At 57.4% G+C, this 24,095-nt stretch carries 26 protein-coding genes; 16 read left to right on the forward strand and 10 right to left on the reverse strand.

Going from position 1 to position 24,095, the window contains the following annotated elements; translation table 11 throughout:
- Nucleotides 1-8: 8 nt before the first annotated feature.
- Both proY and malZ read left to right on the forward strand, forming a co-directional pair.
- The gene (proY, locus tag HMPREF1024_RS20025) at nucleotides 9-1,382 is read left to right on the forward strand and encodes a proline-specific permease ProY (protein WP_002890348.1); all 1,374 of its coding nucleotides are present in this window, start codon (nucleotides 9-11) and stop codon (nucleotides 1,380-1,382) included.
- 151 nt (nucleotides 1,383-1,533) lie between these two features.
- A complete protein-coding gene (gene malZ, locus HMPREF1024_RS20020; protein WP_009307906.1) occupies nucleotides 1,534-3,351 on the forward strand; it encodes a maltodextrin glucosidase in 1,818 nt (605 codons plus the stop codon).
- On the opposite strand, the gene HMPREF1024_RS20015 is transcribed toward malZ, so the two are convergent.
- Nucleotides 3,348-4,250, reverse strand: a complete 903-nt coding sequence (locus tag HMPREF1024_RS20015) for a LysR substrate-binding domain-containing protein (RefSeq protein ID WP_002890353.1) — start codon at nucleotides 4,248-4,250, stop codon at nucleotides 3,348-3,350. The two genes, malZ and HMPREF1024_RS20015, sit on opposite strands and share 4 nt — an antisense overlap.
- Before the next feature lie 266 nt (nucleotides 4,251-4,516).
- Here HMPREF1024_RS20015 and HMPREF1024_RS20010 point away from each other — a divergent pair, with 266 nt between their 5' ends.
- The 3 genes from HMPREF1024_RS20010 (at nucleotide 4,517) to HMPREF1024_RS20000 (ending at nucleotide 7,783) form a co-directional block, all read left to right on the forward strand.
- Complete coding sequence (locus HMPREF1024_RS20010; protein WP_002890357.1) at nucleotides 4,517-5,158, forward strand: hydrolase; 642 nt, start codon at nucleotides 4,517-4,519, stop codon at nucleotides 5,156-5,158.
- A 186-nt stretch (nucleotides 5,159-5,344) separates the two neighbouring features.
- Entirely contained in the window at nucleotides 5,345-5,890 is a 546-nt protein-coding gene (locus HMPREF1024_RS20005; protein WP_002890365.1) for an antibiotic biosynthesis monooxygenase, read from the forward strand.
- A 24-nt stretch (nucleotides 5,891-5,914) separates the two neighbouring features.
- Nucleotides 5,915-7,783, forward strand: a complete 1,869-nt coding sequence (locus HMPREF1024_RS20000) for an amidohydrolase (RefSeq protein WP_009307907.1) — start codon at nucleotides 5,915-5,917, stop codon at nucleotides 7,781-7,783.
- A gap of 58 nt (nucleotides 7,784-7,841) precedes the next feature.
- On the opposite strand, the gene fba is transcribed toward HMPREF1024_RS20000, so the two are convergent.
- The 5 genes from fba to HMPREF1024_RS19975 form a co-directional block, all read right to left on the reverse strand.
- Entirely contained in the window at nucleotides 7,842-8,696 is an 855-nt protein-coding gene (gene fba / locus HMPREF1024_RS19995; RefSeq protein WP_004218830.1) for a class II fructose-1,6-bisphosphate aldolase, read from the reverse strand.
- A 35-nt stretch (nucleotides 8,697-8,731) separates the two neighbouring features.
- Nucleotides 8,732-9,694, reverse strand: a complete 963-nt coding sequence (locus tag HMPREF1024_RS19990) for a carbohydrate kinase family protein (RefSeq protein ID WP_002890372.1) — start codon at nucleotides 9,692-9,694, stop codon at nucleotides 8,732-8,734.
- A 65-nt stretch (nucleotides 9,695-9,759) separates the two neighbouring features.
- Nucleotides 9,760-11,151: a PTS ascorbate transporter subunit IIC gene (locus tag HMPREF1024_RS19985; RefSeq protein ID WP_004151345.1), complete on the reverse strand. Its 1,392-nt coding sequence runs from the start codon at nucleotides 11,149-11,151 to the stop codon at nucleotides 9,760-9,762.
- Between the two features lie 20 nt (nucleotides 11,152-11,171).
- On the reverse strand, nucleotides 11,172-11,459 hold the full coding sequence (locus tag HMPREF1024_RS19980) for a PTS sugar transporter subunit IIB (RefSeq protein WP_002890376.1): 288 nt from the start codon (nucleotides 11,457-11,459) through the stop codon (nucleotides 11,172-11,174).
- Nucleotides 11,460-11,464: 5 nt separating this feature from the next.
- Nucleotides 11,465-11,908: a PTS sugar transporter subunit IIA gene (locus HMPREF1024_RS19975; RefSeq protein ID WP_002890380.1), complete on the reverse strand. Its 444-nt coding sequence runs from the start codon at nucleotides 11,906-11,908 to the stop codon at nucleotides 11,465-11,467.
- A gap of 55 nt (nucleotides 11,909-11,963) precedes the next feature.
- Between HMPREF1024_RS19975 and HMPREF1024_RS31140 the strand changes: the two genes are divergently transcribed.
- Entirely contained in the window at nucleotides 11,964-12,131 is a 168-nt protein-coding gene (locus HMPREF1024_RS31140) for a hypothetical protein (RefSeq protein WP_016946561.1), read from the forward strand.
- 123 nt (nucleotides 12,132-12,254) lie between these two features.
- Here the strand turns inward: HMPREF1024_RS31140 and HMPREF1024_RS19970 are convergent, their stop codons facing one another.
- Nucleotides 12,255-12,857, reverse strand: a complete 603-nt coding sequence (locus HMPREF1024_RS19970) for a peroxiredoxin (RefSeq protein ID WP_002890386.1) — start codon at nucleotides 12,855-12,857, stop codon at nucleotides 12,255-12,257.
- A 127-nt stretch (nucleotides 12,858-12,984) separates the two neighbouring features.
- The gene (gene acpH / locus HMPREF1024_RS19965; RefSeq protein WP_009307908.1) at nucleotides 12,985-13,566 is read right to left on the reverse strand and encodes an ACP phosphodiesterase; all 582 of its coding nucleotides are present in this window, start codon (nucleotides 13,564-13,566) and stop codon (nucleotides 12,985-12,987) included.
- Nucleotides 13,567-13,640: 74 nt separating this feature from the next.
- Between acpH and HMPREF1024_RS31145 the strand changes: the two genes are divergently transcribed.
- From HMPREF1024_RS31145 to HMPREF1024_RS19930, 8 genes are all read left to right on the forward strand, one after another.
- Nucleotides 13,641-13,757 carry a hypothetical protein gene (locus tag HMPREF1024_RS31145; protein WP_004218831.1) on the forward strand — a complete coding sequence of 39 codons (117 nt, stop codon included), beginning with the start codon at nucleotides 13,641-13,643 and terminating at the stop codon, nucleotides 13,755-13,757.
- Between the two features lie 64 nt (nucleotides 13,758-13,821).
- Complete coding sequence (queA, locus tag HMPREF1024_RS19960) at nucleotides 13,822-14,886, forward strand: tRNA preQ1(34) S-adenosylmethionine ribosyltransferase-isomerase QueA (protein ID WP_002890390.1); 1,065 nt, start codon at nucleotides 13,822-13,824, stop codon at nucleotides 14,884-14,886.
- 108 nt (nucleotides 14,887-14,994) lie between these two features.
- On the forward strand, nucleotides 14,995-16,122 hold the full coding sequence (gene tgt, locus HMPREF1024_RS19955) for a tRNA guanosine(34) transglycosylase Tgt (protein WP_002890395.1): 1,128 nt from the start codon (nucleotides 14,995-14,997) through the stop codon (nucleotides 16,120-16,122).
- A 22-nt stretch (nucleotides 16,123-16,144) separates the two neighbouring features.
- Complete coding sequence (gene yajC, locus HMPREF1024_RS19950; protein ID WP_009307909.1) at nucleotides 16,145-16,477, forward strand: preprotein translocase subunit YajC; 333 nt, start codon at nucleotides 16,145-16,147, stop codon at nucleotides 16,475-16,477.
- Between the two features lie 26 nt (nucleotides 16,478-16,503).
- Complete coding sequence (secD, locus tag HMPREF1024_RS19945; protein ID WP_002890400.1) at nucleotides 16,504-18,351, forward strand: protein translocase subunit SecD; 1,848 nt, start codon at nucleotides 16,504-16,506, stop codon at nucleotides 18,349-18,351.
- A gap of 10 nt (nucleotides 18,352-18,361) precedes the next feature.
- Entirely contained in the window at nucleotides 18,362-19,333 is a 972-nt protein-coding gene (gene secF, locus HMPREF1024_RS19940) for a protein translocase subunit SecF (RefSeq protein WP_002890403.1), read from the forward strand.
- Nucleotides 19,334-19,469: 136 nt separating this feature from the next.
- The gene (locus HMPREF1024_RS19935; RefSeq protein ID WP_002890404.1) at nucleotides 19,470-19,835 is read left to right on the forward strand and encodes a VOC family protein; all 366 of its coding nucleotides are present in this window, start codon (nucleotides 19,470-19,472) and stop codon (nucleotides 19,833-19,835) included.
- 23 nt (nucleotides 19,836-19,858) lie between these two features.
- Nucleotides 19,859-20,554: a YafY family protein gene (locus tag HMPREF1024_RS19930; RefSeq protein WP_009307910.1), complete on the forward strand. Its 696-nt coding sequence runs from the start codon at nucleotides 19,859-19,861 to the stop codon at nucleotides 20,552-20,554.
- 54 nt (nucleotides 20,555-20,608) lie between these two features.
- Here the strand turns inward: HMPREF1024_RS19930 and HMPREF1024_RS19925 are convergent, their stop codons facing one another.
- On the reverse strand, nucleotides 20,609-21,493 hold the full coding sequence (locus tag HMPREF1024_RS19925; RefSeq protein WP_002890412.1) for a nucleoside-specific channel-forming protein Tsx: 885 nt from the start codon (nucleotides 21,491-21,493) through the stop codon (nucleotides 20,609-20,611).
- 298 nt (nucleotides 21,494-21,791) lie between these two features.
- Nucleotides 21,792-22,331: a DUF3251 domain-containing protein gene (locus HMPREF1024_RS19920; RefSeq protein WP_009307911.1), complete on the reverse strand. Its 540-nt coding sequence runs from the start codon at nucleotides 22,329-22,331 to the stop codon at nucleotides 21,792-21,794.
- A gap of 147 nt (nucleotides 22,332-22,478) precedes the next feature.
- On the opposite strand from HMPREF1024_RS19920, the gene nrdR reads away from it, so the two are divergent.
- Together nrdR and ribD are read left to right on the forward strand one after the other, a co-directional pair.
- A complete protein-coding gene (nrdR, locus tag HMPREF1024_RS19915; protein WP_002890417.1) occupies nucleotides 22,479-22,928 on the forward strand; it encodes a transcriptional regulator NrdR in 450 nt (149 codons plus the stop codon).
- Between the two features lie 3 nt (nucleotides 22,929-22,931).
- A complete protein-coding gene (ribD, locus tag HMPREF1024_RS19910) occupies nucleotides 22,932-24,035 on the forward strand; it encodes a bifunctional diaminohydroxyphosphoribosylaminopyrimidine deaminase/5-amino-6-(5-phosphoribosylamino)uracil reductase RibD (protein WP_009307913.1) in 1,104 nt (367 codons plus the stop codon).
- Nucleotides 24,036-24,095: the final 60 nt, after the last annotated feature.

The following is a 24,095-nucleotide window of genomic DNA, read 5'->3' on the forward strand; positions in this document are numbered from 1 at the left end:
AAACCACGATGGAAAGTAGTAACAAGCTTAAGCGCGGGCTAAGCACCCGGCACATTCGCTTTATGGCCCTGGGTTCCGCCATCGGCACCGGGCTTTTTTACGGCTCGGCCGACGCCATTAAAATGGCCGGACCCAGCGTACTGTTGGCCTACATTATCGGCGGCGTCGCGGCATATATCATTATGCGGGCGCTCGGTGAGATGTCGGTGCATAACCCTGCCGCCAGCTCATTCTCCCGCTATGCCCAGGAAAACCTCGGCGGACTGGCGGGCTATATCACCGGCTGGACCTACTGCTTTGAAATCCTGATCGTCGCCATCGCCGACGTTACCGCCTTCGGCATCTACATGGGCGTCTGGTTCCCGACGGTGCCGCACTGGATCTGGGTGCTCAGCGTGGTGCTGATCATCTGCGCCGTCAACCTGATGAGCGTCAAGGTGTTTGGCGAGCTGGAGTTCTGGTTCTCGTTCTTCAAAGTGGCCACCATTATCATCATGATCCTCGCCGGGTTCGGCATCATTATCTGGGGGATCGGCAACGGCGGCCAGCCGACGGGGATTCATAACCTGTGGAGTAACGGCGGCTTCTTCAGCAACGGCTGGCTGGGAATGGTGATGTCGCTGCAGATGGTGATGTTCGCTTACGGCGGCATCGAAATCATCGGCATTACCGCCGGTGAGGCGAAGGACCCGGAGAAATCCATTCCGCGCGCCATCAACTCGGTGCCGATGCGCATTCTGGTGTTCTACGTCGGCACGCTGTTCGTCATTATGTCCATCTACCCGTGGAATCAGGTGGGAACCGACGGCAGCCCCTTCGTCCTGACCTTCCAGCATCTGGGCATTACCTTCGCGGCCAGTATTCTTAACTTCGTGGTCCTGACGGCTTCGCTGTCGGCGATTAACTCCGACGTGTTCGGCGTGGGCCGTATGCTGCACGGCATGGCTGAGCAGGGCAGCGCGCCGAAGGTGTTCGCTAAAACGTCGCGTCGCGGTATTCCGTGGGTGACGGTGATGGTGATGACCATTGCGCTGCTGTTTGCGGTATACCTAAATTACATCATGCCGGAGAACGTTTTCCTGGTGATCGCCTCCCTGGCCACCTTCGCCACGGTGTGGGTGTGGATTATGATCCTGCTGTCACAGATAGCCTTCCGCCGCCGTCTGTCGCCCGAAGAGGTTAAGGCGCTGAAATTCAAAGTCCCTGGCGGGGTGGTGACCACGGTGATCGGCCTGCTGTTCCTGGCCTTTATTATCGCCCTTATCGGCTATCATCCGGACACCCGCATCTCGCTGTACGTCGGTATGGCGTGGATTGCGCTGTTGCTGCTCGGCTGGGTCTTTAAGACCCGCCGTGAGCGCCGCCTGGCGCAGGCTCAGTAATCGACATCGCCCCGGTCAGCATCGCGCGGCCGGGGCGGCTTGCGGTCCCGCGTCCTCCCCCGTTATCCTCCCCCAAAAAGTTCTGAGATGATGAGTTCTGCGCCCGGCGGCTATGGCAAGGTGTGCCCATTCTGCACAATGAGGATTCACGATGTTGAAGGCATGGCACCTTCCGGTTGCACCCTTTATCAAGGTGCAACAGGACCGACTGTTTATTACTCTGTGGTTAAGCGGTGAGTCGCTGCCGCAGCGGATCACGCTGCGCGCGGAAGAGGATAACGAAGAGCTGTCGCTGCCGATGCAGCGGCTCCGCCAGGCGCCGCAGCCAGGCGTGGTGGCATGGCGCGGCGAAATCTCTCTCGCCAGCGGCCAGCCGCGCCGCCGCTACAGCTTTAAGCTGCTGTGGGCCGACCATCAGCGCTGGTTTACGCCACAAGGCTTCACCCGATTCCCGCCGGCCCGACTGGAGCAGTTCGCCATTGACCTGCCGGACGCCGGCCCGCAGTGGGTGGCCGATCAGGTGTTCTATCAAATTTTCCCCGATCGCTTTGCCCGCAGCGCCGCGCGTGACGCCGACCAGGATGCGGTCTATTACCATCACGCGGCGGGACGGGAGATTGTGCGCAAGGCGTGGGACGACCCGCTTACCGGCGAGGCGGGCGGGTCGACGTTCTACGGCGGGGATCTCGACGGCATCAGCGAAAAACTTCCCTACCTGAAGCAGCTCGGCGTAACCGCTCTGTATCTGAACCCGGTTTTCGCCGCCCCCAGCGTGCATAAATACGATACCGAGGATTATCGGCGCGTCGATCCGCAGTTTGGCGGCGACGCGGCGCTGCTCCGGCTGCGCCACAACACCCAGCGGGCGGGAATGCGCATGATCCTCGACGGCGTGTTCAACCATACCGGCGATTCCCATCCCTGGTTCGATCGTCACCAGCAGGGCAGCGGCGGCGCCGGCCACGATCCGGACTCCCCGTGGCGCGACTGGTTTACCTTCTCAGAGGAGGGGCAGGCGCACAACTGGCTGGGCTATGCCAGTCTGCCGAAGCTCGACTATCGGTCGACCAGCCTGGTCAACGAGATCTATGCCGGTGAAGACAGTATCGTACGCCACTGGCTGAAGGCGCCATGGAGCATGGACGGCTGGCGTCTGGACGTGGTGCATATGCTGGGCGAAGGCGGCGGGGCGCGGAATAACCTGCAGCATATCGCCGGCATTACCCAGGCAGCGAAGCAAGCGCAGCCGGAAGCTTTTGTCTTTGGCGAACATTTTGGCGACGCGCGCCAGTGGCTGCAGGCGGATGCCGAAGACGCGGCGATGAACTATCGTGGCTTCACCTTCCCGATCTGGGGATTCCTCGCCAATACCGATATCTCTTACGATCCGCAGAAAATAGACGCCCAGACCTGTATGGCGTGGATGGATAATTATCGCGCCGGGCTGTCGCATCAGCAGCAGCTGCGGATGTTCAACCAGCTCGACAGCCATGATACGGCGCGTTTTAAATCTCTTCTTGGCAAAGACGTAGCGCGCCTGCCGCTGGCGGTGGTGTGGCTGTTCAGCTGGCCGGGGGTACCGTGCATCTACTATGGCGACGAGGTGGGCGTGGATGGCAATAACGATCCGTTCTGCCGCAAACCGTTCCCGTGGGATCCGGCGCTGCAGGATACCCAGCTGCTGGCGCTGTATCAGCGGATGGCGAAACTGCGTAAGACCCACCAGGCGCTGCGCTACGGCGGCTGTCAGGTGATTTACGCCGAGGATAACGTGGTGGTGTTTGTCCGCGTCTACAAACAGCAGCGGGTGCTGGTGGCGATTAACCGCGGGGAAGCCTGCGAGGTGGTTATTGAAGATTCCCCGCTGCTGAACGTGGCCGGGTGGACGCTGCAGGAGGGCGCCGGCGCCTTCCAGGACGGGGTGCTGACCCTCCCGGCCATCTCCGCCAACGTCTGGTCCGGCCGTTAATGGTAGAGCTGGCTCAGCAGGTCGCCGCGGAGGAGCGCCTCCCGCCACCAGCGCTGAGCCAGCCCATCATTCCCGCTGCGCCAGGCCATATAGGTAATATCCTTTTCCCGCCAGCAGGCGACGCTTTTCTCCACCAGACTGCCTTTTACCAGCCACGGGCGAGCGATATGGCGCGGCAGAAAGCCGCAGCCCAGCCCGGCGCACAATAGTTCGACTTTACTGGCGAAATCATCGACGCCGATTTGCGGCTGCTCGTCGAGGAGATTGCTGTTGAGCGGATGGCAATAGCGGGCGCTGTCGCGGATCACGATGGCCCGATGCTGGCTGAGCTGTTTATTGGCCAGTGGCTCCTTCGCCTGAGCCAGCGGGTGATGGGGGGCGACGACGAAGATGTTATCCAACGCGCCGAGGGTTTGCCATGACCACTCCGCGGAGGTGGGCGGCTCATTGATGGCGCCGAGGATAATATCCGCCCCATGATGGGTCAGCTCTTCCCACGAACCGGCGAGGGTGTGATGGCTGAAGTTCAGTCGCGTCTGTGGGTTTTGCGCGTAAAACTCGGCGATCAGCGGCAGCAGAGCCGAAAAGGGAAATGAGGCGTCAAGGGCGATGGCTAGCTCTCGCTCCCAGCCCGCGCTCAGCTGCTGGGCCTGCTTTTCCAGATCTCTGGCGGCACTTAAAAGCTGTCGCCCCTTCTCCAGCATCAGCCGGCCGGTATCGGTAAATTTTGCCCGATGGCCGGAACGATCCAACAGCACGATGTTCAGATCGCTCTCCAGCTTCTGGATCATATAGCTCAGAGCGGCGGGGGTTTTATACAGCGACTCCGCGGCGGTGGCGAAGGAGCCGTGGCGGTCAAGGGCATCAAGGATCATCAAAACATCAAAGTTTACGCGCATATGAAGCTATCCATTAATTTGTTTTCTCTGTTGTACCTAAGCGCAATAATCAAAGCCAGTGAATAAATCAGAACAGTTTGGCGTAAAAATTTGATTAAAACAGGCGTGAATAAATCCTGGTCGCGGCAAAAAATATAAACCATAAAAAATCCTTAATAACTTGTTAGAAATAACTGGCTATACTCACCATGCTTTATCAGTCAGGATCCACACGACGCATTAATCATCATGTCATCTTTTTAACTAATTGATTAAGAAGGTATTTAATGTCTATTCGTGAACTGCTCGATCCCACTAATTCCGCGCTTATCTTTATTGACCATCAGCCGCAAATGTCCTTTGGCGTGGCGAATATCGATCGCCAGACCCTGAAAAATAACACCGTGGCGCTGGCGAAAGCGGGCAAAATTTTTAATGTACCGGTGATTTATACCTCCGTAGAGACCAAAAGCTTTAGCGGCTATATCTGGCCGGAATTATTGGCCGTGCATCCTGACGTCAAGCCGATTGAACGTACCTCCATGAACTCCTGGGAAGACGATGCGTTTGTGGCAGCGGTGAAAGCGACCGGCCGTAAAAAGCTGGTGATCTCCGCTCTGTGGACCGAAGTCTGCCTGACTTTCCCGGCGTTGATGGCGCTGGAGGCGGGGTACGAGGTCTATGTGGTGACGGATACCTCCGGCGGCACCTCTGTCGACGCCCATGAGCGGTCTATTGACCGGATGGTGCAGGCGGGGGCGGTGCCGGTGACCTGGCAGCAGGTGCTGCTGGAGTACCAGCGCGACTGGTCGCGCAAAGCGACCTACGATGCGGTAATGGACCTAGTGCGCGAACACAGCGGCGCCTACGGGATGGGCGTCGATTACGCTTATACCATGGTGCATGGCGCGCCGGAGCGTAAAGCGTAAATCACTCCATCCTTCAGGCTGCTGCGTTGTTGGCTGCGTTTGTCCGTCCCCAGCTACTGAATTTATTCAAGTTCACGGGGACGTGCCCGCCTGCCGCTTCAACGCAGCATGAAGGATGTTGTGTCAGATCATTTATGGAGAGTGGCAGGAGAAAACCGGCCATTTCCCTGAAGCAAGGAACTCGTCATGGCGCAGCAAAAATCGGTGACCCTGGTTATCAGCCATCTGCTCGATCCGCAACACAGCCAGCGCTACGAAGAGTGGCTCGGTAAAATTATGCCCATTGCGGCAGAATTTCCCGGCCATCTTGGGGCGAATGTGATCCGGCCCGCCGCAGGGCAGAATCTGTGGAGCGTCATAATCCGCTTCGATACCCTGGAGCACCTCTACGCCTGGACGCAGTCGGAAACCCGTCGGCAACTGGTGGCTGAGATTGCGCCGCTGCTGACGGAAGGCGATCGGACTGAGGTGCGGACTGAACCGGCCTTCTGGTTTACCCCGCCGACGGTGAACGTACGCCAGCCGCGGCGCTGGAAACAGTTTCTGATCACCCTGCTGGTGATTTTCCCCAGCACCAACCTGGTGCCTGCGGTGACCGGCATGCTGCTGCCGTCGCTTAAGGGGAGCCTGCTGCTGCACCTCATCAATGATGCCTGCGTGGTTGCGCTGGTGGTCTGGTTCTGGATGCCCATCGTGACCCGCCTGTTTGCTGGCTGGTTGAAGAAAAACTGAGTCAGCCTCCTCAAGGAGTGCGTTATGTCGCAAACTGCCACACTGATTCTGACCCACGGTCAGATTCATACCCTCGATCGTGCGAATCCCCTGGCGGAAGCCGTGGCCATCGCCGACGGAAAAATTGTTGCCACCGGAAGTAACGATCGGATCATGAGCTTTGCCGCTGAGGGGACGCAAATCGTCGATCTCAAAGGGCATACGGTGATCCCGGGCCTCAACGATTCTCACCTGCACCTGATCCGCGGTGGGTTGAACTACAACCTTGAGCTCCGCTGGGAGGGCGTCCCCTCGCTGGCGGATGCCCTGCGAATGCTGAAGGATCAGGCGGATCGCACGCCGTCCCCGCAGTGGGTGCGGGTGGTCGGCGGCTGGAGCGAATTTCAGTTCGCCGAGCGGCGGATGCCGACCCTGGAAGAGCTGAACGAGGCGGCGCCTGATACGCCGGTGTTTGTGCTCCATCTCTACGATCGCGCGCTGTTGAACCGTGCGGCGCTGAAAGCCGTGGGGTATAGCAAAGAGACGCCGGATCCGGCGGGCGGCGAGATCGTCCGCGATAGCCACGGCAACCCGACCGGGATGCTGATCGCCAAACCGAACGCCATGATCCTTTACGCTACGCTGGCCAAGGGGCCGAAGCTGCCGCTGGATCTGCAGGTGAACTCCACCCGTCAATTTATGCGCGAGCTGAACCGACTGGGGCTGACCAGCGCCATCGACGCCGGCGGCGGCTTCCAGAACTATCCGGAAGATTACGAAATTATCGAACAGCTGCACGCGAAAGATCAGATGACCGTGCGCATCGCCTACAACCTGTTTACTCAGCGGCCGAAGCAGGAGCTGGAGGATTTCGAACGCTGGACCGACATGCTGAAGCCGGGGCAGGGGACTGACTTCTATCGCGCCAACGGCGCCGGCGAGATGCTGGTATTTTCGGCGGCGGATTTTGAAGATTTCCTGCAGCCGCGGCCGGATCTGCCGCAAGGCATGGAGGATGAGCTGGAGCGGGTGGTACGCCATCTGGTGGAGCATCGCTGGCCGTTCCGCCTGCATGCCACCTACGATGAGTCCATCAGCCGGATGCTGGACGTGTTTGAGAAGGTGAACCGCGATATCCCGTTTAATGGCCTGCACTGGTTCTTCGATCATGCCGAGACCATTACCGAGCGTAACATTGAGCGGGTGAAGGCGCTGGGGGGCGGTATTGCGGTGCAGCATCGGATGGCCTTCCAGGGCGAATATTTTGTCGATCGCTACGGCAAAGAGGCGGTGAAACATACCCCGCCGGTAGCAAAGATGCTGGCGCTGGACGTGCCGGTGGGGCTGGGCACCGATGCGACCCGCGTCGCCAGCTATAACCCGTGGACCGCGCTGTACTGGCTGGTCTCCGGGCGCACCGTTGGCGGGATGGCGATGTATGACGACGCCAACCGCCTGTCGCGCGATGTCGCGCTGGAGCTATGGACGGCGGGCAGCGCCTGGTTCTCCAGCGAGCAGGGCAAGAAAGGCCGTCTGGCCGCCGGTCAGCTTGCCGATCTGGTGGTGCTGTCGAAAGACTACTTCAGCGTCGCGGAAGAGGAGATCAAAGGCATTGAGTCGGTGCTGACGATGGTTGACGGCAAAGTGGTCTATGCCGCCGGTCACTTCTCGCCGCTGGCGCCGCCGCCGATCCCGGTGCTGCCGGAGTGGTCGCCGGTGGTGAAGGTCCCGGGCCATTACCGTTCCGCTCCGCCGGCGACGGCTAAAATCGGCGCCATGGTGCAGATGCACCAGTGCTGCGGTAGCTGTGGCGTCCACGGCCATCAGCATGATATTGCGCGTAAGTCGTCGATTCCGGTCTCTGACGAGCAGGCCTTCTGGGGCGTGCTGGGCTGTTCCTGCTTTGCCTTTTGATACCTGAAACCACCGCCCCGGCAGCGTCGGGGCGGTGGTTTCAGCCGCAGGCCCGGCGTCAATAGCGCTGCTCTGAGCCAAAGAGCGCCATGCGGCGGGCAATCATCTCGCGTACCGGCTGCAGTCCCTGGGCGATGACTTTCCGCGGATCGTTCACATCGTGCCCGGTGTCGGCGGCGAAAATTGCTTTCACCTGTTGGCACCAGGCGTACATATTTTCGGTATTAACGTTAATCTTGGCGGTGCCGCAGGCAATCGCCCGGCGCATATCCTCATCGGCAATTCCGGTGCCGCCATGCAGCACCAGCGGAACCTTCACCTGCTCGGCAATGGCTTTCATCTCGGTAAATCCCAGCCGGGCTTTACCTTTATACAGACCATGGGTGGAGCCCAGCGCGGCGGCGAGGCAATCCACCTGGGTTTCTGTCACCAGGGTGTAGCACTCCTGCGGATCGGCGTAGATGACTTCGGAATTGACAATGCCGTCTTCACTGCCGGCGATGGTCCCCAGTTCGGCCTCCACAGAGATACCTTTGCTGTGGGCCAGCGTCACCAGGTGGCGGGTAATGGCCAGGTTTTCCCTGAACGGCAGATGCGAGCCATCAAACATAATGGAACTGAAGCCGGCGGCGATCGCCGCTTCGCAGGCCTCCCGGGAGGTGCCATGATCCAGATGCAGCGCCACCGGAACATCAATATGCAAATACTCCATGGCGTTAACCACAATGTCATGAATACATTTTAACCCGAGCATATGCTTAACCGTGCCGCCGGACACCCCCAAAATAACCGGTGAGCGGCACTGCTGGGCGGTGCTTAATACGGCGCCGACCCATTCCAGATTATTAATGTTGAACTGACCGACGGCGTAGCCGTCCCGCAGGGCATGCTGAAGCATGTCCTTCATCGACACTAACATATTCACCTCTTGATATTTATTAAATGCAGTTATTCTTCAAAATATTGCGTTAAGTTTCTCTCGTAGCTATTTAACGAGTGGTGGACGACCGCCAGGTCCGGCATCGATTCCCGAACCCCTTTTTTCTCAATAGAAATGGCGGCGGTCAGGCTGGCAAATAAAATAATGTTATCGATATGCCATGAGTAATGGACGCCATAGGTGAAGGCGCCGTGAAATACATCCCCGGCGCCGGTGGTATCAACGGCATTGCACAGCCAGGACGGGACGATCTGCAGCATACCGCTTTTTAAAAAAGCGCAGCCTTTTTCGCCAAGGGTAATAAATGCTTCACCGCGGCAAATTTTATTCAACTCAATCAGGGCCGCTTTAATTTCTGCTTCGGTGCTCAGCGAGCGATAGCTCATATAATCGCGGGCGAAATGTTCGCTCACTACAAAATAGTCAGTCCAGGCCGCCAGTTTAATATTGCTGGCGCGCAGTGACCCGCCGTCCATCACGACCCTGGCGTTGGGCAGTTTCTTAATTAAATATTCACTGATTTCCGCCTCATGGCCGTCAATTAAAATGGTGACCGGCTCCTCGCTGGCAATCAGTCGCTCGGCGAGGTCGTCCAGTTTGAGCTTTTGCTCGTAGGTCAGGGAAGGCGGCGTTTGCATCTTGCGGGTAATAATCGTCCGCGAACCCGTTAAGCGATTGACCAGCACCGAGGCCAGCGGGGTGATCATGTCATCGGAGAAAACCACCTGGCTGGTATCCACCCCCGCCTCGGCAAACTCATCGATAATGCGCTGACCGTAAAGGTCCTGCTGCAGATGACCAATGTAATAAACCTCCTCGCCCCATAATCCCAGCAGCCAGGCCGCATTGGCCGCCGGACCGCCGCCGCTTTCAATAAAATCATGACAAAAGTTTTTGGTATTCTCCTGGGGCCATTCATTGAGAAAGAAAAACTGATCGAAACAAGCAAATCCAATGGACAAAATAGCCATAACCACTCCTGATTATTTGTCAGCGGCGGAAAGCGTGGCCCTCCCGCCGGGAAAAATGACCTCGCTTATTCATTTTTCTGCTTCGCCGTCAGCTCCTCATAGCTGAGCGTGTTGCCCACCACCTGGACGTGACGGAAGCAGAAAGGCGCCAGCAGCGCGACGAGCAGCGCCAGACAAATCAGATAGATAGTGATCTGACCAAACTGGGTGAAAGCATTCCCGATAATGATGCCCCATACCGCGAAGTCGAAATCGGCGAAGGTGCTGTTTTCAAACCCGAGGTTGCCGAGCGCCGGCAGCAGCATCGCCGGCAGGAAGGCGAGGAAGATCCCGCCGATAAAGGAGGCGATGATACATCCGCGCTTACCGCCCAGTTTGTCGGCGAAGACGCCGGACGTGCCGCCGCAGAAGAAGTGCGGCACCATGCCGGGAATAATCAGCGCCATGCCCAGCCCGCCGAGCAAGAGCATCCCGACCAGCCCGCCCACAAAGGAGCTGATGAATCCCACTACCACCGCGGTGGGGCTAAAGGTGAAGAACACCGCGCAGTCAACGGCCGGGATGGAGTCCGGGATCAGCTTCTGGCTGATGCCCTGGAACGCCGGCACCAGATCGCCGAGGATCAGCCGCACGCCGTTATAGACAATGGCTACGCCAACGGCGAACTGCAGACCGGTCAGCACCGAGAAGATCAGCATGTTTTGGTCGGTGATGGTGCTCAGGTACGCCGACCCGGCGACAGCGCTGCAGACAAAGTAGATAACAAACATCACGATACCGGTGGTGACCGTGGTATCGCGCAGAAAGCCCCACTTTTCTGAAATTTCGGTATCGGCGAAGGAATTTGCCGGATTGCCGGTCCGGCTGGCGATCCATGCCGAGAGGTAGTAGCCGAGAGAGCCGAAATGGCCCATGGCGATCCCGCCGTCTTCGGTTACCTGCCTGGTGTAACGCTGACCGATGGCCGGGGAGATGGCCGACCATGAGCCCAACAGGAATCCACCGATCAGGATCAACATCCAGCCCTGGAACTCCGCCGCCTGCAGAACGGCGGAGAACAGGCAGGCGAGAAAGAACGAATGATGGCCGGTCAGAAAGATATACTTATACTTGGTACAGCGGGCGATAATCAGGTTGAAAATAAAGCCTAACAGCAAAATACTCATGGTTTCCACGCCCAGCATTTTCTGGGCGACGGAGACAATGGCTTCATTGTTCGGAATAACGCCGCGGATATTAAATCCGGCCTCGATAATACCGCCCAGCGGATTGAGATTGGCAACGATAACGCCTGCCCCAGCGCTCAACATCAAATAGCCTAAAATCGGCTTTAATGTGCCGGTAAGCAGTTTATTGCCAGGGGAGCGCAGCGCCACTAAACCAACGAAGGCGATAAGCCCCATTAAAAAGGCGGGTTGACTGAATATTTCCGTTAAGAAACTAAGAATAGCCTGCATGGTCGTTCCCTCTATGCTGATTAAGAGTGAGTCGCAGCAATTTTCATCAGCGCATCGGTAATATCCTCGGCGATCTTCGCTTTATGGACGTAGCTGCGAATGATGGCGACATGACAGTGGGCCGGAAATTGATTTGCCAGTTCTTTTATCGTGACGTAAAGGTCGGCTTTTTCCCCGACGGCGTTAGCAAAATCGACCGAGGCGACGTCCGCTTTGATGCCTAATTCGTCACAGATCTTTTTCACATTATTCGCAGCCATCAGTGAGCTGCCAATACCGTTACCACAAACCGTTCTGATAACTAACATAATGACTACTCCATTTGTTTTTGAATGAAATGTAAGACTGAATTAACGTCATTTTCCTGCTGAAGAAAGGTCACAATATCTGACTCGATCAGCGAGGCTATCAGTTGGATCATTTTGATATGACTGTCAGCATCGGCGCCGGCGATCGCGATGACCACGGAAACCGGATCGAACTCATCGTGGCCGAAGGAGATTGGCGTGGCGGTGGTGACAAGTGAGAACCCGGTCTGTAATGCCCCTTTTTCCGGCCGGGCATGCGGCATGGCAATCCCGTCATCTATCACGATGGCGGCGCCAAAATCTTCATATACCGTCAGCATCTCGTTGACATATTCGGCGCTGCAAATCTGGCGCCTGGCAAGTAATGAACCCGCCAGTTCGATGGCCTCTTCCGCACGGGAAATATTCTGCTTAAGGGCGATTAACGACGGGTCAAAAATAATTTCCATCCTCAGCTCCTGAACGTATTCCTGTTCCTGAGTTAAATCATGACCAAATACATTGATGAAAATGATGGATGAGATCACATCCGCGGTTTTAAATATTGATGGGGATCACATCGACGGCAAAGTACTGGCAGAAAACGATATAAATAATTTATATGTTTTTCAGTCTGTTATGAAGGCTTTGTATTTTGACGCTGAAATTTGGCAGAGAAAAAGTGAGAGGTAGAGCGAATTTTTTCGGCAGAAGTGTATCGCTGGTCACAAATATCGGCGGGTCATTTTCTTAAATTTTGACGCCGCTAACAAAAAAGGCCCGCCTGAGCGAGCCTTTTATTAAAACGCGTGCCGATTACAGGCTGGAAACGTTTTCGGTCAGGTATTTTGCAACGCCTTCCGGAGAGGCGGCCATACCTTCTTTTCCTTTTTCCCACTGCGCCGGGCAGACTTCGCCGTGCTCTTCGTGGAACTGCAGGGCGTCTACCATACGCAGCATTTCGTCGATGTTACGGCCCAGCGGCAGGTCGTTAACCACCTGATGACGAACGATGCCGTTGGCGTCGATCAGGAAGGAGCCGCGCAGCGCTACGCCTTCGTCCGGATGCTCAATACCGTAAGCTTTCTGGATTTCACGTTTGATGTCAGCAACCATCGCGTATTTAACCGGGCCGATACCGCCCTGGTCTACCGGGGTGTTACGCCATGCGTTGTGCACGAACTCGGAGTCGAAGGAAACGCCAACCACTTCCACGCCGCGTTTCTGGAATTCTTCGTAACGTTTGTCGAACGCGATCAGCTCAGACGGGCACACGAAGGTGAAGTCCATCGGCCAGAAGAACAGAACGGTAGGTTTACCGTTGGTGTGCTGTTTGAAATTGAATTTCTCAACGATCTCACCATTACCCAGCACAGCGGCTGCAGTAAAATCCGGCGCTTGACGAGTGACCAGAACCATTTGATTCTCCTGTAATTACTAAGGTTATTTGGAACGCAACGCGGGCAAGTATAGAGCCTGCCCGGCAATAACACAAAGAGGCGCTAACAATCGTTCAGCCAGCTTTTACCTATCAATGACGTGGCTATTACAGCTGTTTGTTTTCTGCCAGGCGCATCATCTGCGGATAAAAGCGCCAGAACTGCGTCTCCAGACGGTCGTAATGGGTATCCAGATCCTGCCAGGAGTCGCGTAGCGCCTCGAGACGTGGACGGCGGCTGGCCATGCCGTTCAGCACGCGCTGAATAAAATCCATTTCCCGATAGCGCTCCAGCCAGCGCTCCGACCACAGATATTGATTGAGATTGACGAAGCGGGGCGGCGAGTCGGGCAGGATGGGGACGATCTGCCGCTCGGCGTAGCGTACGAACTCGTCCAGCGGCAGGTCAGGGGAGAGCTGCGCCCAGTGCTGGGACAGGAAATGATCCCACATAACGTCGAGGGTGATGGGGGCGACGCGGCGGGTCTGCGGGCGAAACCACTCCCGCGCCTCTTTGACTTCCGCCAGGTTGTCAGTCATCACGTCAATCCGCCGATGCATATAGATGCCGTCGATGATCTCCGCCGGATAGTCGCCCTGCGGGTTGCCGCGCACGAAGTCGGCCATCAGGTTGCCGGGCAGCGAACTGTCGGCGAGATGGGCCAGGTGCAGGTGGGCGAGAAAATTCATAAAACGACATCCTTTAAATACGAGCGGGCAGGTGGAAACACCGATGTTGCGCTGAACGGCGCCTCGGTGGCCGAATGGCATGCTGTCTGGCCGCGCGCGGCACCTTTGCCACCGGTAAGGCATTCGGCTGCCGCATGGCGGCATTCGGAATGATTTGGAATATAGATTATGTCATTCATCCGGAGGGGTAAAGGTTGCAGCCAGACCGCCCCGGCACTAGACTACCCGCCTCTTTATTCAGTCTGAGTTACCGTCATGCGCGTTACCGATTTTGCTTTTGAACTACCCGAATCTCTGATCGCCCACTATCCGATGCCTGAGCGCAGTAGCTGTCGCTTGCTCTCCTTGGACGGGCCGACGGGCGCGCTGACGCATGGCACCTTCACCGACATTCTCGATAAGCTTAATCCAGGCGATCTGCTGGTGTTTAACAACACCCGGGTGATCCCGGCGCGTCTGTTCGGCCGCAAGGCCAGCGGCGGCAAGATTGAAGTGCTGGTGGAGAGGATGCTGGATGATAAGCGCATCCTGGCCCATATTCGCGCCTCAAAAGCGCCGAAGCCGGGCGCCGAGCTGCTGCTGGGCGATGACGAGAGCATTAAGGCCACGATGCTGGCGCGTCATGGCGCGCTGTTTGAAGTGGAGTTTAACGACGAGCGCCCGGTGCTGGAGATCCTTAACGGGATCGGCCATATGCCGCTGCCGCCCTATATTGACCGCCCGGACGAAGACGCCGACCGCGAGCTCTATCAAACCGTCTATGGCACCAGGCCGGGCGCGGTAGCCGCCCCGACCGCCGGTTTGCATTTCGACGAACCGCTGCTGGACAAACTGCGCGCCAAAGGCGTTGAGATGGCGTTTGTCACCCTGCATGTGGGCGCGGGCACCTTCCAGCCGGTGCGCGTCGACAGCATTGAAGAGCACACCATGCACTCCGAATATGCCGAAGTGCCGCAGGAGGTGGTCGATGCGGTGCTGGCGGCGAAAGCGCGCGGCAACCGCGTGATCGCGGTGGGCACCACCTCGGTACGTTCGCTGGAGAGCGCGGCGCAGGCGGCGAAAGACGCGCTGATCGCGCCGTTCTTCGACGATACGCAGATTTTCATCTACCCGGGTTATCAGTACCAGGTGATCGATGCGCTGGTGACTAACTTCCATCTCCCTGAATCCACACTGATTATGCTGGTGTCGGCGTTTGCGGGTTATCAGCACACCATGAACGCCTATAAGGTGGCGGTTGAGCAGAAATATCGCTTTTTTAGCTACGGGGATGCGATGTTTATCACGTACAATCCGCAGGCTATTTCTGAGCGTCCCTGAAAAGGCCGGTACGCCGGCTTGTAGACGCCATAACGCATTTTTTAGCTACGGAATCATTCCGTGGCGAGTATGAAAACGTCGGACTGTTTTTCTGACGCAGGAGCAAGCATGAAATTTGAACTGGATACCACCGACGGTCGCGCCCGCCGCGGTCGCCTGGTGTTTGAGCGCGGCGTGGTGGAAACACCGGCCTTTATGCCCGTTGGCACCTACGGCACCGTCAAAGGGATGACGCCGGAAGAGGTGGAAGCCACCGGCGCGCAGATTATTCTCGGCAACACCTTCCACCTGTGGCTGCGCCCGGGTCAGGAGATCATGAAGCTGCACGGCGATCTGCACGATTTTATGCAGTGGAAAGGACCGATCCTGACCGACTCCGGCGGTTTCCAGGTGTTCAGCCTTGGCGATATCCGTAAGATCACCGAGCAGGGCGTCCACTTCCGCAATCCGATCAACGGCGATCCGATTTTCCTCGATCCGGAAAAATCGATGGAGATTCAGTACGATCTCGGCTCTGACATCGTGATGATCTTCGACGAATGTACGCCGTACCCGGCGGACTGGGATTACGCCAAGCGCTCAATGGAGATGTCTCTGCGCTGGGCGAAGCGCAGCCGCGACCGTTTCGATAGCCTTGGCAATAAAAATGCGCTGTTCGGCATTATTCAGGGTAGCGTTTACGAAGATTTACGCGATATCTCGGTGAAAGGTCTGGTAGAGATTGGCTTTGATGGCTACGCTGTCGGCGGTTTGGCGGTTGGTGAGCCGAAGGAAGACATGCACCGTATTCTGGAGCACGTCTGCCCGCAGATCCCGGCCGATAAACCACGATACCTGATGGGCGTCGGGAAGCCGGAAGATCTGGTGGAAGGGGTACGTCGCGGTATCGATATGTTCGACTGCGTCATGCCGACGCGCAACGCGCGTAACGGCCACCTGTTCGTCACCGACGGCGTGGTGAAAATCCGCAACGCGAAGCACAAAAGCGATACCGCGCCGCTGGACGCCGAGTGTGATTGCTATACATGTCGCAATTATTCACGCGCTTACTTGCATCACCTCGACCGTTGCAACGAAATATTGGGCGCGCGTCTCAATACCATTCATAACCTGCGCTACTATCAGCGTTTAATGGCTGGTTTACGCAAGGCTATCGAAGAGGGTAAATTAGAGAGCTTCGTGACCGATTTTTACCAACGTCAGGGGCGCACCGTGCCTCCTTTGAACGTTGATTAATTTTAATAATGAGGGAATTTCAATGAGCTTTTTTATTTCTGATGCGGTAGCGGCAACGGGTGCACCGGCGCAGAGCAGCCCGATGTCTCTGATTCTGATGCTGGTGGTGTTCGGTCTGATTTTTTACTTCATGATCCTGCGTCCACAGCAGAAGCGCACCAAGGAACATAAGAACCTGATGAACTCCATCGCCAAAGGTGATGAAGTGCTGACCAACGGCGGTCTGGTCGGTCGCGTGACCAAAGTAGCGGAAACTGGCTACATTGCTATCGCGCTGAACGATACCACTGAAGTGGTTATCAAACGTGACTTCGTTGCTGCCGTTCTGCCGAAAGGCACCATGAAGGCGCTGTAATCTAACTTTTCCCAAAGGGAACTGCCGTGTTAAACCGTTATCCTTTGTGGAAGTACGTCATGCTGGTCGTCGTCATTGTCGTCGGCCTGATCTATGCGCTTCCCAACCTGTATGGTGAGGATCCGGCTGTTCAAATCACTGGCGCGCGCGGCGTCGCCGCCAGTGAGCAAACGCTGATCCAGGTCCAGAAAACTTTACAAGAAGAAAAAATAACCGCGAAGTCTGTGGCACTGGAAGAGGGCGCTATTCTTGCGCGCTTCGACACCACTGATACCCAGCTGCGCGCGCGCGAAGCGCTGCTTAACGTGCTGGGTGACAAATACGTCGTGGCGCTGAACCTTGCTCCGGCAACCCCACGCTGGCTGGCGGCGCTCTATGCCGAGCCGATGAAGCTGGGTCTTGATCTGCGCGGCGGCGTGCACTTCCTGATGGAAGTCGACATGGACACCGCGTTAGGCAAACTGCAGGAACAGAACATCGATAGCCTGCGCAGCGAGCTGCGCGACAAAGGCATTCCTTACGCGACCGTGCGTAAAGAAGACAACTACGGTCTGAGCATCGTCTTCCGCGACAGCGCGGCGCGCGACCAGGCTATCTCTTATCTCAGCCCTCGCCATCGCGATCTGGTTATTTCCTCTCAGGGTGACAACAGCCTGAAAGCGGTGATGACCGATGAGCGCCTGAAAGAAGCTCGTGAGTACGCGGTTCAGCAGAACATTAATATCCTGCGTAACCGTGTGAACCAGCTGGGCGTCGCCGAGCCGCTGGTTCAGCGTCAGGGCGCTGACCGCATCGTGGTTGAGCTGCCGGGTATCCAGGATACCGCGCGTGCGAAGGAAATCCTTGGCGCGACCGCGACCCTCGAGTTCCGTCTGGTCAATACTAACGTGGACCAGTCCGCCGCCGCCTCTGGCCGCGTGCCGGGCGACTCGGAAGTGAAGCAGACGCGTGAAGGCCAGCCGGTAGTGCTGTACAAGCGGGTGATCCTGACCGGGGACCATATCACCGACTCGACCTCCAGCATGGATGAGTACAACCAGCCGCAGGTCAACATCTCGCTGGACAGCGCGGGCGGTAACATCATGTCTAACTTCACTAAGGACAACATCGGCAAGCCGATGGCGACCCTGTTCGTGGAGTATAAAGACAGCGGTAAGAAAGACGCTAACGGTCGCGCTATCCTGGCGAAAGAGGAAGAGGTGATTAACATCGCCAACATCCAGTCGCGTCTGGGTAACAGCTTCCGTATCACCGGTATCAGCAATCCGAACGAAGCGCGTCAGCTGTCGCTGCTGCTGCGTGCCGGCGCGCTGATTGCGCCGATTCAGATCGTCGAAGAGCGGACTATCGGCCCAACCCTGGGAATGCAGAACATCAAGCAGGGTCTGGAAGCCTGTCTGGCCGGTCTGGTGGTCTCTATCCTGTTCATGATCCTCTTCTATAAGAAGTTCGGCCTGATTGCGACCTCGGCGCTGATTGCCAACCTGATACTGATTGTCGGCATTATGTCCCTGATCCCGGGGGCGACGCTGACCATGCCGGGCATCGCGGGTATCGTGTTAACCCTTGCGGTGGCGGTCGATGCTAACGTTCTGATCAACGAGCGTATCAAAGAAGAGCTGAGCAACGGGCGTACCGTTCAGCAGGCGATTGACGAAGGTTATCGCGGCGCGTTCAGCTCGATCTTCGACGCCAACGTGACGACGCTTATCAAAGTGATCATCCTGTACGCGGTCGGTACCGGTGCCATTAAAGGGTTTGCGATTACCACCGGTATCGGTATCGCGACCTCAATGTTTACCGCTATCGTCGGCACCCGTGCCATCGTGAACCTGCTGTACGGCGGCAAGCGCGTTAAAAAGCTGTCTATCTGAGGAGTGCGTTGTGGCACAGGAATATACTGTTGAACAATTGAACCACGGCCGTAAAGTCTGGGACTTTATGCGCTGGGACTACTGGGCCTTCGGCATTTCAGGTTTTCTGCTGATTGTGTCGATCGCCATCATCGGCGTTCGCGGGTTTAACTGGGGGCTCGATTTCACCGGCGGTACGGTGATTGAAATTACCCTTGAGAAACCGGTCGATCTGGACCAGATGCGCGATTCCCTGCAGAAAGCGGGCTTTGAAGAGCCGCAGGTGCAGAACTTTGGCAGCAGCCGCGACATCATGGTACGTATGCCGCCGGTGCATGACGCCAACGGCAGCCAGGAGCTGGGCAGCAAGGTCGTGACGGTGATTAACGAATCGACCAGCCAGAATGCGGCAGTGAAGCGTATTGAGTTTGTCGGCCCGAGCGTCGGCGCGGACCTCGCGCAAACCGGCGCCCTGGCGCTGATTGCGGCGCTGGTCTGTATCCTGATCTACGTCGGCTTCCGCTTCGAATGGCGTCTGGCCGCCGGGGTGGTTATCGCCCTGGCGCACGACGTGGTGATCACCATGGGCGTGCTGTCGCTGTTCCATATCGAGATCGACCTGACCATCGTGGCCTCGTTGATGTCGGTTATCGGCTACTCGCTGAACGACAGTATCGTGGTATCGGACCGTATCCGTGAAAACTTCCGTAAGATCCGCCGCGGTACGCCGTACGAGATCTTTAACGTGTCGTTGACCCAGACGCTGCACCGTACCTTGATCACCTCTGGTACCACTTTGATGGTGATCCTGATGCTGTTCCTGTTCGGCGGCCCGATTCTGGAAGGCTTCTCGCTGACCATGCTGATCGGTGTTTCCATCGGTACGGCTTCCTCTATCTACGTCGCCTCCGCGCTGGCGTTGAAGCTGGGCATGAAGCGCGAGCATCTGATCCAGCAGAAGGTTGAGAAAGAAGGGGCGGATCAGCCGTCTATTCTGCCGTAATCCGGTTCAGTTGAGATAAAGCTATCCCGGCCCTTGCGGCCGGGATTTTTTTGCCCGCGACAAAACCTGCTGACAGTATGCTGTCAGGAGCCCTCCCATACACTGCCTCTGAACTCACTAACGAGCAGGAGGAAGTATGAACAACGTGATTAACTGGTTTGAAATTCCGGTCGCCGATATGGATCGCGCCGTCGCGTTTTATGAGCCGGTGATGCAAGTGTCGCTGCGTCGCGAAACCATGGACTGCGCCGAGCTGGCGGTGTTCCCGCATCAGGATCCGGCCCCCGGCGGCGCGCTGGCCAAATTTGAAGGTATCGCGCCCTCGGCGCAGGGCGCTATTATTTATCTGCATACTGATCATCTTGCCGCCACGCTGGAGCGCGTTGCCTCGGCGGGTGGGGCCTGTGTCTTCGGCCCGCTGACGCTGCCGAATGATATTGGCACCATCGCCCTGTTTACCGACAGCGAGGGCAACCGCGTCGGCCTGCACCAGCCGGCTTAACCTTAACTTTTGTGAAGTGAGACATGACCCGACGCGCCGACCGTTTATTTCAGATTGTGCAGATCCTGCGCGGCAGGCGGCTCACTACCGCCGCGCTGCTGGCGGAGCGGTTGGGCGTGTCGGAGCGTACCGTCTATCGCGATATTCGCGATCTCTCCCTCTCCGGCGTACCGGTGGAGGGCGAAGCGGGCAGCGGCTACCGGCTGCTGGCGGGCTACGATCTGCCGCCGCTGATGCTGACCACCAAAGAGTCCGAGGCGCTGATCGCTGCGATTCGGCTGCTAAAAACCTGGGGCGGTGAGGCGCTGTCGCAGTCGCTGGAGTCCGCCCAGGAAAAAATGCTGGCGATCCTGCCGGAGGCGCGTCGGCGCCAGGCGGAGCAGACTCGCCTGTTTGCCCCTGACCTTGGCGCGCATCGCTATGCTAAAACCCATTTTGACGTCATTCATCAGGCGGTCTCCGGCCAGCAGGTGCTGCAGCTGCGCTATCAGGATGAGACAGGCCGGGTGACCGAGCGCGACGTGCTGCCCCTGGGGCTGTTTTTCTGGGGCGAACGCTGGCTGCTGGTGGCCTGGTGCGAGCTGCGCAATGATTACCGCAATTTTCGCCTCGACCGTTGTCTGGAGGTCAGAAGGACCGAACGTCGATTCAGCGAGTGCGCCGACCGCTCGTTAAGCGATTTTCTGCGCAAGGTCCGGTGCGAGGTGCGGGAGAAATAAAAAAGCCCGGGCAGCAGGAGCTGCGGCCCGGGCGCTGTCTTGCTGTATCAGCAATCAGAAGTTGTAGCCGACCACGAAGTAACCACCCCAGCCGGTCGAGCGAACGCTGAACGGACCATCGCCGAAGTTCAGCTTCGCATCATCAGCCCACTGGCCGCCGTTATGGAAGTAACGGGCGACGATAGAGTAGTGCCAGTGCGCGTAGTTCAGCGCCAGGATGTGGCTGGAGGCGATAGAGTTGCTGGTGCGCGCGTGCTTCCCGTTCAGATCGTAGAAGTTGTCATCGCCGAGGTCAGAACCCCAGTCGAAGTTGGTGAAGCCGATGTAGCTCAGCGAACCGCCCCACAGGTCGGTCAGCGGCACAAAGTATTTCACTTTGAAGCGATAGCCGTCCCATTCGTTTTCGTTGGACGCGCCGTAGTTCTGCCACTGGTACTTGGCGTAGACGTTCAGCGACAGGCTCATTGGCAAGCCGGTATCGATATCGGTACCCAGACCCATATACCAGGTGCTCTGCTCCTGGGAGTCGTTGCGGCCCATATCGTAGATATAGTTGTTGGCGAAATACCATTCTTTGAACGGCCCGAAGCTCAGGTCGGTATTGGTCAGCTTATCGATAGAGAAACGCGGTTCGATCTCCATAAACAGCGGGGAACCTTTGTTCCAGATACCTTTTGCCGTGCTGTTGCCGCCGAAGAATACCGGGGCATCAATATAGCCGTAGAAATCAAACCAGTCTTTTTTGGCGAACGCTTCGTATTCCAGGTAGGTATCGTTACGGATCTGCGGTCCAAAACGGGTGTGGTAGCTGCCCACCACGTTAACACTCTGGTGCCACCAGTCAGACAGATACTGCGGTTTGTCGTTTTCTGCCGCGCCCGCGGCAAAAGTAGTGGAGAGCGCCACAACCGCACCCGCTGCCAGTAATGTTTTTTTCATAGTAATGCCACTGTTTAAATTGAGCCTGAAGGCGTTAAAAGAAGTGCCGAAGCGTTTCTAAATATTTCGTCTTTCTGTGGGGGTCTATTATAGGAATCATTGCTCACAAAAATACGTGTTGTTTCACATAACCAGAACATGCGTAATCGATTGCGTTCACGATTCTATGCATTTCTTGACAAAATGCTACTGAAAATCGCGCTGCAGAACGATTTCTAATGAACTCTTGCGAAAAGTTGTAAGTGGATAAGAACGACGGGGCAGGACGTAGCCGGGCGGGGCAGGCCCGGCTGAAGGCTTACTGGGCGGCGGCGGGCTGGATATCGTGTACGAGAATAAAACCGACTTTATCTGGCGTTACATTGAGGCGCAACGGGATATCGACATCGCTGGGGGCGAGGGTGCTGGCCGGCGCGCTAATCAGCTGATCCTGAACATTGACTTCCTGATAGCTATGGGTGGTGCCTGTGATCTGTCCGGAAGCGACGGTGGCGGTAAAGGCCGGCAGCGGATCGTTGGATTCGCCCTGAATGCGTAAGGTCAGGCGTGACCCATCGCCATCCGGGGTAATACTGCCCACCGACATGCGCAGGGTGCCGATCTGGCTCTCCAGCCGCGCCGGGGTCTTGGCCTCCGGCAGCAGATAGACGCCGCGGGTGGATTTGGCGTTCAGCGCGTTTTGCTGGGTGATTTTGATCGTTTGCTGGTTGAGCTGGGTCATCTCCTGGCTCAGCGTACTCACGCTCTGGTGCATCTGGCGGATTTCGCTTTGCTGGGCGCAGGCGGTCAGGGTGAACAGGCAGCCCGCGATGGCGAGCTTCAGGTAACGTCTTGTCATGGTCAGGATTCCGTTTACAGAGGATGCTTAATGGTAGCCAAACCGGCCTCATCTCCCATAGATCCTTTGTCTCAAAAGCTCTTTCTTTGTAGTCCGGTCACTTCGCGGTAAACTACTCTTCAGTTTAACTACCTGTCAGGACGCGCTATGCATTGCCCTTTCTGTTTCGCCGTGGATACCAAAGTGATCGACTCTCGTCTGGTGGGGGAAGGCTCTTCCGTGCGTCGCCGTCGGCAGTGCCTGGTCTGTAACGAACGCTTTACCACCTTCGAAGTGGCGGAGCTGGTGATGCCGCGGGTGGTGAAGAGTAACGATGTGCGCGAACCCTTCAACGAAGACAAGCTGCGCAGCGGGATGCTGAAAGCGCTGGAGAAACGTCCGGTTAGCGCCGACGACGTGGAAATGGCGGTCAACCATATCAAGACTCATCTGCGCGGCACCGGCGAGCGCGAAGTGGCCAGCAAAATGATCGGCAACCTGGTGATGGAGCAGCTGAAAAAGCTGGATAAAGTCGCCTATATTCGCTTCGCGTCGGTCTATCGCAGCTTCGAAGATATTAAAGAATTCGGCGAAGAGATCGCCCGCTTACAGGACTAAGCCATGCAGGACGAAATGTACATGGCGCGTGCGCTGAAGCTTGCCGCGCGCGGTCGCTTTACTACCCATCCTAACCCTAACGTCGGCTGCGTCATTGTGAAAGACGGCGAGATCGTCGGCGAGGGGTTTCACTATCGCGCCGGCGAGCCGCATGCTGAAGTGCACGCCCTGCGCATGGCTGGCGAAAAGGCGCGCGGCGCCACCGCCTACGTCACTCTTGAGCCCTGCAGCCACCATGGCCGTACGCCGCCATGCTGCGATGCGCTGATTGCCGCCGGCGTCAGCCGCGTGGTCGCCGCGATGCAGGATCCGAACCCGCAGGTGGCGGGGCGCGGTTTGTATCGCCTGCAGCAGGCCGGCATTGAGGTCAGCCATGGGCTGATGATGAACGAAGCGGAAGCGCTGAATAAGGGCTTTCTGAAGCGGATGCGCACCGGTTTTCCCTGGGTGCAGCTGAAGCTGGGCGCCTCGCTGGACGGCCGCACGGCGATGGCCAGCGGCGAAAGCCAGTGGATCACCTCCCCGCAGGCGCGACGCGACGTGCAGCGTCTGCGCGCCCAGAGCCATGCCATCCTGACCAGCAGCGCCACCGTGCTGGCGGACGATCCGGCGCTGACCGTGCGCTGGCAGGAGCTGAGCGCCGATACCCAGGCGCTTTATCCCGAAGAGAATTTGCGCCAGCCGCTGCGCGTCGTTATCGACAGCCAGAACCGCGTCACGCCTGAGCATCGTATTGTGCAGCAGGCGGGGGAAACGCTGTTTGCCCGCCTGCGCGCCGATGAACGGCAGTGGCCGGAAAGCGTCCGCACGCTGCTGGTTCCGGAGCATAACGGCCATCTCGATCTGGTGCTGCTGATGATGCTGCTTGGCAAACAGCAGATCAACAGCGTCTGGGTTGAGGCAGGGGCTACGCTTGCCGGGGCGCTGCTGCAGGCGGGCCTGGTCGACGAGCTTATCGTCTATATTGCGCCTAAACTGTTAGGCAATACGGCGCGTGGATTATGCGCGCTGCCGGGGCTTGAAGAGCTGAGCCAGGCCCCCCATTTTAAATTCAATGAGATACGTCAGGTTGGCCCGGATGTCTGCCTGCATTTAACCACTGCGTGAGGCTTTCCTGATTATTAGGAAGCAGCGCTCAGAATAATATGATAAAATCCGCCCCCCTTG

It is taken from the genome of Klebsiella sp. 4_1_44FAA, assembly GCF_000238715.1.
Classification (GTDB): domain Bacteria; phylum Pseudomonadota; class Gammaproteobacteria; order Enterobacterales; family Enterobacteriaceae; genus Klebsiella; species Klebsiella pneumoniae.